The following is a 14272-nucleotide window of genomic DNA, read 5'->3' as shown; positions in this document are numbered from 1 at the left end:
GCAATATCTTATCTACAAATTACTTTTCTCCTACGTAAAATCCTCCTCGTGATAATTAAGAATTACTAAATAAGACACAAAACACTTTTTATAATTAACGTCATTTGGGTAGGATTTAATGTACTTTTCAGACTTTGCTCGGCGGCCAGTGGACGAGCTCACTCCTTGCGGAGTAAACCCAAACAATCTCGAAGAGTTTGAGGAAATTAAACGGCAGATTAATAATATCAACAAGGTAACTGGACGAGTTTCATGGAAAAAAGTCCAACAACTATCTAAAGATATTCTTAAGAATAAAAGTAAAGATTTGCGTTGCGGTTGTTACTATGCCGTTGCATCTGCGCATAATGACGGTTTAAGTGGCTTTGTTGACGGGCTAAATTCAATTTTAGATTTATGCGTTGTCTACTGGTCATCATCGTTTCCTGAGGTGTCTAAAACCAGCGCGAGAATGGGCGCATTTGAGTGGTTAATAGAACATGCCGAAAGACGTGTTAAACAATTCAATATTGGTGTTGAAGATCGACCTATCCTTGAAGCGGGCCACAGAGTATGTTTACGAATCGAAGAAGAGCTAAGACTCCACTACGGTCACAAGGCCCCCTCACTAGGTGTTATCCGCCGACTGTTTAGCCAATATATCGATGAGATCAAAGAACTCGAAGATAAGAAAGAAGCGCAAAGAAAAGCTCATGAGAGAAAGGAACCGACCCAAAGCGCCGCTAACACTTCCGTACCAGGTGGTATTACTGTCAATGTCAAGCCACCGATGACCGAGAAAGCCCCCCCAATACCTGAAGAAGAAAAAAGTCGCGCTACCGTTTGGACAATAGCACTCGTTGTTGGCTTATTTATATTTTCACTCAGCGCTTACTATTTGCACAAAGAACAGATGCTAAATAGCTACAAGCAACAGATTGCTTCAAACAATATCCCAACCCTCCTCCAAGTGACAGAAAGTTTGAGACTAGAGAATAAAGATACTCTTAATAAACTTAAAGAGCCCTTAATTAGCACTGTCGATACTATTGTTTATGATTTAGATAAATCACCAGAAAAGATCGGTCAGATATCAAGCTTAATTCAACTTACAGATAACCTCTCAGAGCTATATTCTGACTCCTCATCCGTTCAAGTACTTTCCACAGAGCTACAAAGAGTGAAGAATCAATTAGAAAAAGACTTCACTGATATCAGCTCTCGTTTTTCACGTGCGCGAACTGCAATCGCCAATTTGAAACTAGACTCAGGTGACACGAATACTAAGCTCGCTTACCAGTACAGTAATTCATTATTCCCGCTATTAGGGCGCATTGAGTATGCAGAAAAAACAAACAACACAGAAGAGCTGGATCGCTCACTCATTCTTATAAATGTTTATCTGCATAAGATCGCTCAATTAAAAGCAACCCAAGAAAATCAAACATCAAACCAAGTAGTGGCTGAATAACTATGCTAAAAAATATAATACGTCATCCGATATTCTTATCCACTTTACTTGCGCTAGTATTGGTAGGTGGTTTAACTGCAGTACACTTTTTATTCCCCGAAGTTGTTTCTAAAACAATTTTCTACATTTGTCTTGCAGTCATTGTCTTAGTCTTTTGTGTATATCAAATCACTCTTTTCGTTAAGAAGAGAAAACAAAGCCGTGACCAGCAACTCGAAACTGAAGAAGAAGCTCTAAGCTTAGTATTAAGACCACTGCTTATCAGCTCAAAGAAAAAGCCTATCTACTTGATGATAGGTAATAAAGCTGCGGGCAAAAAGCAATTCTTATTCAGTTCAAATGCCATTAAATCTATTGATACGTCTCGAACTACAAAAAACGACTTTTTCGAGTGGTATGAATCTGACGAAGCGATTTACCTCAAACCAGATCAACGCTTGGTATTTCAAGAGGTTTCAGCGGCAGACTCATTACTGTGGGATACCATGGTCTCCGAAGTTATTCGCAGCCGCCCACGTAAACCATTTGCGGGATGTTTGTTCTTTACTGACCTTGAGTTTTTAATCATTTCTGAAGAAGAACAAATTGATTACGCGCTTACCGCTCTGATAGAGCGCATCACTTCGATCTGTGACCGTACAAGCACTGCTCTGCCTGTTTATATGGTGGTATCTAAGCTCGATAAGTTGCAAGGCTTTAAAGAGTATGTTCAGCTCAGCCCACTAAAACACAATGTCGAGTACCTTTCTATTCCGCTGAAAGACTCCAAAGGCGTGTTAGTTGACTACTACCGTGACAGCTTTAGCAATTTAGTAAAAGTCATTGAGAAGAATGCTCTGGACTCTACTTCTCAATCTAACGATACCAAGGAAAAACAAGCGATTCTGTCGTTCCCTAAACAACTTGAAATATGTCAGAAAGAAGTTGAATACGTAGTACAAAGGCTAAGTGAAGTTAATCGTGGTGCTTACTTCCTTGATCTGCGCGAGTTGTTCTTCTCCTCATGCCTTCAAGGTGGACGCAAATATAACCTACTCGCAAAAAGTTGTAGCACATACTTCAACCTACCTATTATTGCATCCGAACACACTCAGCTATCTGAAACGCCCTATTTTACGCGCTTCCTGATTGAGTCTCAGATCCTTCCTGAGGCTGATTTTGCTGGCGAGAATAAGACTTACCTTAAGAGAATCCTGCGTCAGAGTCGCTTAGCTATGGTTGCCTCCATCGTATTTCTGGCAGGTGGCGCTTATCTACTCGGTACAACTCTTGATAGTAACCTTCGAGTGATTTACCAACTTCTTAACATTGAAACGGATGCTCAGTCAGCGAACAGTACTCGCTTACTTGACGAGAAATTGGCCTACGCCATCACTCAAATTCAGCCCGTATATAATGCGTGGGTTGAAGGTAGCGAAGCATTAGATCAAGAGCTTGTTTCTCTTAATGTCAGCCGTTTAGAGCCAGCGACTAAAATGGCGTACCAAACCCTTCTGAATTCAATTCAGCAAGAACTGGTACCTGTCATTGAACAAACTTATCGTGTCCAGCTGACTAAGTATCAAGATAAGCCAATTCAAGCACTTCCAATACTTAAGGGCTATCTGATGCTCAAAGAAAAGAGTAAACGCGATTTACCCTTTATGACCGCACAGACACAGTCAACTCTAAACAAGGTGATTGGTGACTCTGAACAGGTCAGTATAGCGATGAAGTACTTGAATGCCTATTTCAGAACAGATTTTGAGCCCGTCAATATTAATATGGACATCGTCCGTGCAACTCGCCGTAACCTATTAGCTGAATCCAATGTCGATTTGGTTTACGCTCAATTAATTAACCAAGCGAGCACTATTGACTTAGGCACTTTGAATCTTGAACGAGCTGTAGGCTTCGACTTCAACAATGTATTTAATGACCAAATAGATCAAGATCTTCTTGATATTAGCAAAGTTTACACCGCCACTGGCTTTAGCACTTTCTATCGCCCTCGTATCGATCTGATGTCAAAAGACGTGATCACAAATAACTGGGTATTGGGCCTGTCTAAAAATGTCACCCCAACGAAAGAAGAACACGAAGCATTTAAAGACCAAATTCGTAAAAAGTACACCGACGACTACATCAATTACTGGCGTAATGCGTTGAGTGAACTTAAGGTCAAGGAATATCATTCAATTGGAGAGCTAACGAACGCTATCGATCTAGTTTCAGGTCCATCTTCACCACTGACGACTGTATTGAAGCAAGTTTACTCAAATACGCACTTCTCTCCGGTTGGCGAAAAAGAGCTATTAGCTAATAAAGTGCCTAAAGCGGCAACTGAAGCAATTGATAAACTTACTGACTCTGCTGAAGAATTTGTACAACCTGACTACCTGCTAATGCAACGTGTCGAGCAAGCATTCTTCCAGTTGAATCAACTACAGATCAATGAAACGCCTAACTCTCCTACTCCATGGGATGAAATTGTCACTGCGCTGAGCAACCTGCGTACTTACATGAAAGACATTGCGGACTCTCCAGATCCACAAATGGCTTCTTTGCTAGCTGCACGCTCACGTATGAAAAGTTCAGAAGCTGATCCGATTGTTCGATTGAAGCAAATTGCCCAAAAATCGCCAGAGCCAGTACGCAGTTGGTTACTCGGAATGGTTCAGCAAAGCTGGTCAGTGATGATTGCCGAGTCAGCAAAAGGCGTTCAGACTCAATGGTATAGCGAGGTTTACACCAAATATCGTGAATTAGCATTGAACAAATATCCGTTTGATTTGAATGCTGAAGAGGAAATTGCACTTGAAGACTTTGAGCTGCTGTTCTCGACAGGTGGTATTATTGATACCTTCATTCAAAAAAACCTGGCGTCTTTCTACGACACTAACCTGTGGACAGCAAAACGGGTTGAAGGCGAAACTATGCCACTGACACCTGAACTTCTGGTGCAACTCAAAAACTACAATGTGATTCGTGATACCTTGATCAATAAAAGTACTAACCGTGTCTACATACCATTTAGTACTAAGATTCTCGACTTAGACTCCAGCGCTATTCGAGCAACGGTTAAAGTCGCAGATTCTCAGATGAGCTACTACCACGGACCAAGTCGTATTAGGGAACTGGAGTGGCCGCCTAAGAGTGGTGACTTCAACGTGAGTATTACCATTCAAGATGTAACTGATGAGGGCAAACAATACGTACTGAGCAAGAGTGGCCAGTGGGCGATTTACAGACTACTAGGCCAATCCACACTAACAAATCAACATGATGGTAGTTTTGTTAGTGATATCACTGTTTCAGGTCGCGACCTGAAGCTAAGAGTGAAGCCACTTTCGCAAAGGAACCCATTTACCTTGGCAGAGTTGTATAACTTCTCTCTACCAGAAACCATCAACCTATAAAAAAAGTAAACATATAAAAACAACGTAAGGCAGGATATATGATGTCAACTACTAACCTTCAGGGATTAGACAAACTCGATCGGAAAATTCTCTCTAACCTTTTGTCTAATGGCCGAGAGTCAATCGCGAACCTATCGCGAAATATTGGCTTGTCACGTACCGCAGTGGCTGAACGTATCAGTCGACTGGAGAAAACCGGTGTAATTAAAGGCTATACCGCACAGATCAGAGTTGAGCAAGAAGGCAGATCTGCAGCCAGTTACTTGCTAATCTCCTGTGAGAAAGGTAAGAAGAATAATGTCACGGAAGCTCTTAAAGAGCTTCCTGAAGTGAGGCTGACGAGTATTGTCGGTGGCACTTACGATATTATTGCTCTCATTGAGGCGCCAGATCTTCAGTCGATACATACCCTGTGTAATGAAATCGAGTCGTTTAACGGCATTCAGTCACTAAACAACACCGTGGTATTGCATCAACCTATCCGACGCTAATCTTTATCAAAGCTTAAGTAGGACACATTAAAACAAAACCCGCGAATATCGCGGGTTTTTATTGTTGTCGACCATAACGGCTTACTTATAACTGACCAATTTGCTTAATTGAAGCATCTTTTTGCTCTGGCTGACCCAACCAAACTGTTTGCCCCAATAGATTACCTTCACCCCGCCCTAGCTCGTTTTTAGGAATCGTATCCAGTTTCACCTTCATAATCAGATCCCAAGCTAACGGATCTCTTAATATAAATTGCATTAAGCCAATAAGAGTTTTGTAGTTTCCTCTGCCGGGTAAAAATGTTTGATAGGTTGAAAAGTCAATGTCTTCAATACGTAGATGGAATTTACCCACAAGGTCAGGAAGTGTTTTGCCCAGGTGCAAATCATGCCCTAAGACACAATTCATATGGTTCAATTTGTTGCGTTGCGACTGGTGAATTGCCACACGTCGATATATCCACTCATCGACAGTCACATTCTGCAAGCTAAAGTAATGAGCCACAATACCGGATATCAACTTTGGTGAGCGAGTCCGGGTCGATAACTGACTGACGTATGAGAGCAGTTTGGCTCTATCCAGTTCACTGACTTCAGCCTCCTGCATCACGGAGGATAACCCTAACAGGTGCAACATTCTCCCTGAGAATGGGTCCTTAGCATCACTCAGGTACTGGATATGATAGCGATACTTCTTCCAAACACGGTACACCAATGAAATATGGCGATTATGGAAAAAGTCAAAAAACTGTTTAACTGGATTATCTTCATCATCACGTCCTGCCAACTTCTCCGTATAAGAAGAAGGCAAAGGAGAGCTCGAGCCGTGAAGCCCGAGAAAAGTCACTTCTACGCGTGAGTAGGGATTGCCCTCCACTTCATAGTGTGAAACATAATCAATGTCGCTTTTCGGGAAAGCTAAGCTCGGCGAAACACTAAAGCGAATATGCTCCTGCGCAATGTACTTATTTTGCCCGATCCCTTGGTAGGTAAAGTCTGTTTGAAATTGGTAATACTTTTCTAGCAACGAAACTGCTTGAAAAAAACCAAACTCATGAGTTTCTTGTTCAATTTGATTAATCATAGAACCGTTTGCTGCCCAGCTAAGCTTGGCCAATGATAGTTTTCACCCGTTTTTTCGTCGAAGACTTCCAGCTCTGTAAACGAGTTTAAACTGGAATACAAACGAATGAACTCATTCAATACACTGACCAACAAGAACATATCACCTTCATTAACAAAGTAAGTAGAGTCGACCGTCAGAGTGAACTGAGTTCCTCGAATCGCCGTGCCTCGAAATACCCTGTCTGCTGGCTTCATTTCCGTTTTTTTGATTCCATCTAGGCGGTGTATTGATGCACGATGTGCCTGACGGTCCACTCGGGAATGGAAGTCATACGTTGATAGAAGCACCTTAAGTACATCAATATTTGCTAATGAAAGGTAGTTTAGCGACATATTGGCAATCAATTGCCATTGCAACTCTCCGTTCACCTGTGGGCTCACCGATTGAGTTGGTTTGGTAATGTTTGTAAAGCTCGCATATGTCGGTGAATTGTGCGACGTATAAGTCACATCGCCGACAGACAAACGCTCTGCCAAATCGCCATTACTGCACGTCAACTTCATTAATACCGTTTCTGAGCCTAAATCTGCGATATCACTGTTGTGGGTATGGAAAGAGATATAGCGCTCCAAACCACGACCACTGACTCGCTCAGAGACTTTCGTCTTATAGAATTCTCTTTTGTCACGCTGATTGATCTGATGCTCAAACGATTCAAACTCGATAAGCTTCTTACGACTGCGTTCGTTTTTACTCCATGTCTCTACATTCTCAATCGAGTACACTTCATAATGCTCTTGGTTACTGCTTTGTGGTCGAACTTTATATTCACTTCGACGGTGTTCCAAACGGATAGGATCACCATCTTTATGGAATAGATTGACAGACGGCGTACAGTGCAAGCGTAAATGCTTATTCTTTAACACCACTTCAGAAGGTAACGCTCTCTTAAACACAAACGAGACTTTGACCGTTGAACGCTGAGGAATACCACTCAACCATTCTAAACCGGTCACATCAAAGAACATGAACTTCTCTGGTAAAGAAAAATATTCTTGAAGCAAACGATATCCAGCAAACGAGTTAGCGCCATAAGGAAGAATCGCTTCATCATCGCCAAAACCCACAGGCTTTATATTGCTTGCAGGCAATTTATGCTTGTAACCACCTCCTACATCAAGCTCAATGTAATCGAGATAGCGAAACAACCATAAATATAAAGTACGCGTTATATGCACCTCACCATGCAAATAGAATCGCAGCGAGTCCATCTTCAATCTAGATAACTCTTGCCCATATTCTGCCGCAATGGTCACGTCAACATTAGAACTGGTACGGCTATTAGATTGCTCGACATTAGTAATACTGACCGGATATAGAGCAACATCGTAACAGGTACGAAATAGACATTGCGTCCCTTCAACCTGCTCACTGGCCATTTCAACACCTCGCTTCACGACTGTTTTTTCCGTCACTCCCCCAACATGCGGGGAGAGTTCAGAAATACACATCGACGGTACCGAACGCATATAATGAGGCCAAAGCAACGTCATTAAAGACTGAGTTAACTCCGGCAGTTCATCATCAATTTTTTCTCGAATACGTCCGGTTAGAAAGGCAAAACCTTCCAGCAAACGTTCGACATCTGGGTCGTAAACGCCTTCTCCCAGAAAGTTCGTTAACTTAGGGTGATATTTTGCAAACTCACTCCCTGCTTCACGGAGATAAGAAAGTTCATCCTGAAAATATTTACTGCTGCTCACGAAGATTTCTCCTGAGTTTACACGTTAAACTTACCGTCAACGCCCATGAACACATTGATAGACATTGGTACCTGACCACCGTTGTGGGAAACCTCACCAGTGATGCCGAAACTCAGCTGTAAGGGATTATGAAAGTCTTGCCTGTACGTCACTTCGACGTTGCCTAGTCGAGGCTCAAACTTATGAATAGTGGTGCGAATGTTCTGCTGAATATGACGCACAAGGTTTGACTGACTGGCTAGAACATCATTGAAGTCTGGAAGACCATAATCATTGTCTATCATTGCATTCCCGGCATGCGTATTAAGCAGATCCGCGAGATGAATGTGAATCGATTCGATAAGATGTTTATGAGATACAACTTTTTCGTAGCAGTTTTTGGGTTCACCCAATTCTATGCGTTCGAGTAAGCGATAACCTTTTTCCATACTGAATCCCAAAAAGAGCGGCCAGCAAAGCTGGCCGCTCGAAACTTAAATAAACACTCTGATTACTGATCCAGTTTACCAACTAGAGACAGATCGAAGCTTGCACCCATGTACTTGAAGTGCGGACGAACAGACATTGATACTTTGTACCAGCCTGGATCGCCTTCAACATCAGAGACTTCAACCTTCGCAGCGCGAAGTGGGCGACGACCACGTACTTCTGCTGGCGGATTTTCCTGGTCAGAAACGTACTGACGAATCCATTTGTTTAGTTCGATCTCTAGATCAGAACGCTCTTTCCAAGAGCCAATTTGCTCACGTTGTAGCACTTTGATGTAGTGAGCAAGACGGTTGATGATGAACATATACGGCAGCTGTGTACCCAGCTTGTAGTTCATTTCCGCGTTTTTGCCTTCTGGCGTATTCGCATAAACCTTAGGCTTCTGGATAGAGTTTGCTGAGAAGAACGCAGCATTATCTGAACCTTTACGCATCGTCAAAGCGATAAAGCCTTCTTCTGCTAGTTCGAACTCACGACGGTCAGAAACTAGGATCTCTGTTGGGATCTTGGTTTCGATCTGGCCCATTGACTCATAGTTGTATACTGGCAAGTCAAATACCGCGCCACCACTTTGAGGACCAATGATGTTTGGACACCAGCGGTACTTAGCAAAAGATTCACTGATCTTAGATGCCATTGCGTACGCAGAGTTACCCCATAAGAAGTGGTTATGGTCGTCAGTCACTAGCTCATCGTAATCAAACGCTTTAATTGGGTTGTCTGCAACCGAATAAGGGTTACGTAGCATAAAGCGAGAAGTACATAGGCCCAGGTAGCGTGAATCTTCATGTTCACGTAGACCACGCCATTTCGTGTATTGTGGCCCTTCGAATACAGACTTAAGATCTTTCATGTTTGGTAGCTCTTCATAGCTATCCAGACCAAAGAACTTAGAAGAGGCAGACGTAATAAATGGTGCATGTGACATTGCACCAACATTTGCCATGTATTCCATAAGCTTGATATCTGGGCTAGAAGAAGTCAGCTGGTAATCACAGATAACTGCACCCACTGGCTTACCACCAAATTGACCATATTCACGCGTATAGATCTGCTTATAGAGGCCAGATTTCACTACTTCAGGCGCATCCTCAAAGTCATCCAGCATTTCGTCTTTCTTCGCTGAAATCAATTCAATAAGGATGTTTTCACGGAAATCAGTGTGATCAACCAAGTACTTAAGACCACGCCACGTAGACTCGATAGCTTGCACTTCTTCGTTGTGAAGAATGGCATCTACCTGCTTAGACAACTTCTGATCAATCTCGCTGATCATAAGATCAACCAAGGATTGGTCAACTTTCTCAGCAGAGTTATTGCTTAAAAGTTCACCGATGAACGCTTCAACACCACGCTTGGCTACGTCAAAACCTTCATCACTTGGCTTTAGTCGTGTTTCATTAAGAATGCTGTCCAGAAGAGAACCAGACTCGGCTAACGCCGCTTCTTGTTCTGGAGCTTGTGCTTCTGCTGTCATAATACCCTCTTATTCAGCCTTTTCAGCATCTTGGCTCTCACCAAGGCTGAGTTCTTCTAGTAGTTTCTTACGAGCTTCTTCGTCCTGAAGAACGGCAGCGATCTTCTTACGGAAAGCAGGAACGTTACCTAGTGGGCCTTTCAACGCAACCAGTGCTTCACGAAGCTCTAGTAGGCTGTTTAGTTCTGGAACACTTTTAGCAATCGCCTCAGGGGAGAAGTCCTTCATGTTCGTAAACGTTAGATCAACGCCAAGCTGTGCACCTTCTTCATCAGTAAGACGGTTTTCAACGTTAACTTTTAGATTTGGCGCGTAGCCTTCCAAAACCTCGTCAAAGTTGTCTTTGTCAATGTTGATTGGCGTACGTTCTTCGATTGGTGTCTCATCAGAGCGTGCTGTAAAGTCACCAACAACCATCATATTCAGCGGCAGTTCAACGTCTTCTTGCGCATCACCTGTTGCTGGAACATAACGGATATTAATTCGCTCTTTAGGAGCTACCGAGCCATCGCGTGACATAATTAGTTCCTTATCTAATTGTGTAGTTAGTTATAGATTGACTCCCACTCCTCAAACTTTGCAGGCAACAGCTCCTTGCTTGGATACAGCTGCTTCAGAATTTTTTGAGTTAATTCATCTAATTGCAAAGAAAGGTGTGGTTCCCAGCTGCTCAGGCGCATTTCGTCCCTGATAGACCATAGCTTTTCAAGATAAGGTAAACAGAGCGCGTAAAGTCCAACAGCTTGGTAAGCTTTCACGATTTGTAAATGCAGCATGAACTGCCCTCGCCCAGAACTGTCTAGTTCTAGGTTTTGTGCAACTTCAGCTACGCGTTCTCCCAAGTTTTCGAGAGTAACATCGTCCATTGACACCAAATCGCCTTCTTGCACGACCACACTAGGTAACATTTGTTGACCTGAACTGGACGTTGATGAGCTTGCTTTATTAAGCCACTCAACCGTTGCTTCGTTGGCAAATGGAATCGAATTTTTGAATGACAGAGCCTCAATGCCCGGTAAAGATTGGGCGAAAGCTTTAACCTCTTCAGATACTGCTTGCGCCGCCTCTTCAAGACTCAAATTTTTGAGCATCTGATAAACATAGTAATGACCAGTAAGCCAGAAAGGCGCATCGGTCAAAGTACGCTCTAGTCGTTTAATAGTATCAATATCACTTTCTTGCTTTGCTTTGTCTCGATATTCGGATTGTTTGTCCTGAGACACAGCAAGAATTAAAGGCGTTTCATTGTTCTGATGGTCTGGCAACTCTTCGATGTCTGACCAAGTCAAATGTCTGTGAATACGGTAAGAGAGCGGCAGTTCAGGCTCAGAGCCCAAAATCATTTCCGCTACCTTTTTCAGCGTTCGTTTAGAAGCTGTAGGTGAAGAAAAGTCGGTGTCGACATCCACTTCTCTTTGCGGTCGACTTACAGGTTTCACAGTACTTGGTTTAGCAACTACAGGCTTAGCTTGCGTTGGCTCTGGTGAAGGTTGACTTTCAGGTTTAGGTTGCGAAACTTCAATTGGAGCCTGTTCAGCCTCTGGCTCAGAAGATACCGCATGTACCTCGTCAACTCCTGCGGATTGAAGTAGACGGTTCAGCTCACTACGCAATTCAAAGAAATCCGCCTCAGAATCTTGGAATACTTCATCAAAATGGCGTTGAATCTCTTCCACTGCATCATTACAACGTGATAGCGCATCCCATGAAAGTTGCTCGTTCGGTAGCTTAGGCAGAGCAAGCTTAAGCTGATGATTAAGCCACTCTACAGCACCGTCTCGGCCGCGCTTTCTGCGCGGGTATAAATCAGAGCCAAAGCGAACCAACGACTCGGCCAGCAATGAAAGGCCTTGCTCTAACCCCTGTAAGCCCTCACTTTCAACAAGAGAACGCGTCAGGTAACACATCGCTTTAAAATCTTTGCTGTGCTTAGTGATGACTTCGGTTGCATGATTTTGAACCACAGCCCAATCGACCGTTTCGCCAAACAAAGAGCCGAATTTTTTGACTTCAGCTTCCATCATTTCGAAGCTGAACTCATAGCGCGCGTCTTCACCCGCAGGCGAAGCATCATTGATTGGTTCAAGGAGCGTATTAATTTCTGCAGACATCACTTAGCTCCTTGCATCCGGCTGGTAGTCATGAATCGCACGTTTTACAGCCAATGCACCACGGGCTGGCTTAGACTTTTTATGACTTTTTCGAATCGCATCGCTTGCCATACTGTTCAACAACTCAGTCACTTCGCTGAATTTTTTCGGCGCATTCACTTCTAAATCGTTGAGAGAAGCATTGAGCTTCGCATTTTCAAATATGGCCTGTTCCGTCACTGTGCTGAAAAGAATGTACTCACTACGAGCAACTTTTAAAGCTCGGATCTTCGCGTTTAAATCTGGAGTGCTTCCGTAATACTGCTTTGCCGCTTCTGCTTGTTCGATTGCGCGAGTGTAATAATGCTGCTCTGCGTTTGCATCAATCGTTGCATAAACTTTATTCAATACGTTATTAGGCAAAACTTGACTGTAATAATACGACTCAGCTTGGTGATTCGCCCATGCAGTTTTCATGTAGTCATCTACCGCTTTGGCACGACCATTTAAAATCAAGTTCACTAACTCAGAATCTGGTTTACCTAAGTAATTTGTCACTTTCTGAGCTTCAATGGTCAGCTTGTTAAGATTTGACATCACCTGATTAAAAGAGCGTTCGGATTTAGCAAACAACACGCCATCGTTATTTAGATTCTCATGGAGTGATACGAGCTGAGTACGGATGTCCCTCAATGCAACTGGAATATGACTCGCCACTTCCCTGCGCTCATTCAAAGACTCTTCATTATTCTGATAGACATTAAGTAATTTGGTTTGTTGGACTCGATATGCATCGCGGTAAGGTGCCATCATAACCACATCATTCGACATATCATCCAGTGCGTACTCAATCTCCCACGGAGGCTGAGCAAGAAATGAGGCGGTTTGAGCTGGCTTAATTTTATTGACTAACACCGACGGATCAGCAAAACCTGGCTTTGCTGATGGCTTCCATTCTGGCTGCAAATAATCATAAAAGTAGGTACCAGTAACCAATACAACGGATGCCACTAACGCTGCTTCCAAATACTTAAACCGACCCAATGCAAATTTATCCGCCACACTGTGCTGCGTTAAGACAAGATCAGCGTTTCGTAAATTCGAAAAGATTGGAGCACTGTTATCGGATTTGAGTGCCTGTGTATCGATGCGAGCAAGTGCCTGCGCAAAAGAGATCGCGGTATAGCCATGCTCTCGAGGTTTGTTGATGACATTTTTAAGCAGTGACCAGACATGTTTTGGAATCAATTGGCAGCGCTTGTTCTGACCTAATAACTGACGCCAAACATCACCATAAGATGATCCCAAGAAGAGATGACCTGTCAACAAAGCTAAAGAGTAGACATCGTCCTGAGGCTTAGCAATACCGCTTTCGACGTACATTGGTGAAGCATAATTCATGCTTACTTCTGCTGGCCCTTGCGATTCATCTGTATAACGAGCCGCGCCAAAATCGATTAGCTTAACGCTATCATCTTCGCCAACAAGTACATTCGCAGGTTTGATATCTAAATGGCAGACACCTCGGGTATGCATATACTCTAGCGCACCAGCGAGCTGATAAACGAGCCAAGCAATATGATCGTGTCTAAAGCCTTTCTTTGAGTGTCTTTCTATTTTCTCAGCAAGAGACTCACCATGTATCCACTCATACATGATGTAAGGGCGATCAAACTCATTGCCGATCTTAATAAAGTCAGCAACGCTAGGGTGTTGAGAGATTTCAAGCTTGCTTGCTTCACCAACCAGTAGCGAGTGTTCGTGACTAGATGTCCCTTCATTGGCAACTTTACAACAGACCTGCTTATCAGGCTCACCTTGCTTAGCGAGGTGGTACAATGTCGTATTACCATTTTTTGAAGGAAAAGACTCCAGTACATCGAATTGAGAGAATAAAACATATTCCAACTTAGGCTTATTTCTTTGTGCTTCCTGCTGCTCTAACTGTTTTTTTCTCTCAATCGCTTTATGAACTAATTGATTGATATAGCTGTCGCTTGATCCATTTTGATCAGACACGTTTTACTCTTTAGCCAACTAATAATAAT

The 14272-nt window shown here is 43.0% G+C and carries 10 protein-coding genes; 3 read left to right on the top strand and 7 right to left on the bottom strand.

Annotated features, from left to right (window positions below; translation table 11 throughout):
• The first annotated feature begins 118 nt into the window (after nt 1-118).
• Genes L1D15_RS02480 through L1D15_RS02470 form a run of 3 tightly spaced genes read left to right on the top strand, consistent with a single transcriptional unit; the run spans nt 119 to nt 5339 of the window.
• A complete protein-coding gene (locus L1D15_RS02480; RefSeq protein ID WP_239874566.1) occupies nt 119-1450 on the top strand; it encodes a type VI secretion system ImpA family N-terminal domain-containing protein in 1332 nt (443 codons plus the stop codon).
• A 2-nt stretch (nt 1451-1452) separates the two neighbouring features.
• On the top strand, nt 1453-4848 hold the full coding sequence (tssM, locus tag L1D15_RS02475; RefSeq protein WP_239874565.1) for a type VI secretion system membrane subunit TssM: 3396 nt from the start codon (nt 1453-1455) through the stop codon (nt 4846-4848).
• A gap of 38 nt (nt 4849-4886) precedes the next feature.
• Nucleotides 4887-5339: an Lrp/AsnC family transcriptional regulator gene (locus L1D15_RS02470; protein ID WP_239835233.1), complete on the top strand. Its 453-nt coding sequence runs from the start codon at nt 4887-4889 to the stop codon at nt 5337-5339.
• An 85-nt stretch (nt 5340-5424) separates the two neighbouring features.
• On the opposite strand, the gene tssG is transcribed toward L1D15_RS02470, so the two are convergent.
• From tssG to L1D15_RS02435, 7 genes are all read right to left on the bottom strand, one after another.
• Nucleotides 5425-6423: a type VI secretion system baseplate subunit TssG gene (gene tssG / locus L1D15_RS02465; RefSeq protein WP_239835234.1), complete on the bottom strand. Its 999-nt coding sequence runs from the start codon at nt 6421-6423 to the stop codon at nt 5425-5427.
• Nucleotides 6420-8168: a type VI secretion system baseplate subunit TssF gene (tssF, locus tag L1D15_RS02460; protein ID WP_239863952.1), complete on the bottom strand. Its 1749-nt coding sequence runs from the start codon at nt 8166-8168 to the stop codon at nt 6420-6422. The genes tssG and tssF overlap by 4 nt, the downstream gene beginning before the upstream one ends.
• A 17-nt stretch (nt 8169-8185) precedes the next feature.
• Complete coding sequence (gene tssE, locus L1D15_RS02455) at nt 8186-8596, bottom strand: type VI secretion system baseplate subunit TssE (protein WP_099608287.1); 411 nt, start codon at nt 8594-8596, stop codon at nt 8186-8188.
• A 62-nt stretch (nt 8597-8658) separates the two neighbouring features.
• Complete coding sequence (gene tssC / locus L1D15_RS02450; RefSeq protein WP_239835237.1) at nt 8659-10134, bottom strand: type VI secretion system contractile sheath large subunit; 1476 nt, start codon at nt 10132-10134, stop codon at nt 8659-8661.
• 9 nt (nt 10135-10143) lie between these two features.
• On the bottom strand, nt 10144-10653 hold the full coding sequence (tssB, locus tag L1D15_RS02445; RefSeq protein ID WP_239835238.1) for a type VI secretion system contractile sheath small subunit: 510 nt from the start codon (nt 10651-10653) through the stop codon (nt 10144-10146).
• 26 nt (nt 10654-10679) lie between these two features.
• Nucleotides 10680-12245, bottom strand: a complete 1566-nt coding sequence (tssA, locus tag L1D15_RS02440; RefSeq protein WP_239874564.1) for a type VI secretion system protein TssA — start codon at nt 12243-12245, stop codon at nt 10680-10682.
• A 3-nt stretch (nt 12246-12248) separates the two neighbouring features.
• Entirely contained in the window at nt 12249-14243 is a 1995-nt protein-coding gene (locus tag L1D15_RS02435) for a protein kinase (RefSeq protein ID WP_239874563.1), read from the bottom strand.
• Between the last annotated feature and the right edge of the window lie 29 nt (nt 14244-14272).

Source organism: Vibrio sp. Isolate25, from assembly GCF_022398025.1.
Classification (GTDB): Bacteria; Pseudomonadota; Gammaproteobacteria; order Enterobacterales; family Vibrionaceae; genus Vibrio; species Vibrio coralliilyticus_A.
This window is presented reverse-complemented; position numbering and strand designations above follow the sequence as displayed.